1 pseudogene is annotated in these 234 nt (G+C 47.4%); it reads right to left on the bottom strand.

The features are described from left to right. Positions 1-39: 39 nt before the first annotated feature. Positions 40-234 (bottom strand): annotated as a pseudogene (locus ACTHS4_RS12655) (2-isopropylmalate synthase); the annotation flags it as partial.

Consider the following 234-nt stretch of genomic DNA (forward strand, 5'->3'; position numbering starts at 1 on the left):
GTTTTCAAAAGCACGAGCTAATGAGCAAACTGTAGATTAGGTGATGATGTTGGCAATCGCATTAACTGACTCGAAAACGCCCGGACTAGCTGCTGCAAAACCTGCCTCAAACACATCGACACCCATCTTATCCAACTGGCGGTCAATACGGATTTTCTCATCTTTGGTCATGTACGCACCGGGCGACTGCTCGCCGTCGCGCAAGGTAGTGTCGAAAAAAAATAAACGATTGGT

It is taken from the genome of Neisseria sp. P0014.S009 (assembly GCF_051958155.1).
Taxonomy (GTDB): domain Bacteria; phylum Pseudomonadota; class Gammaproteobacteria; order Burkholderiales; family Neisseriaceae; genus Neisseria; species Neisseria flavescens_C.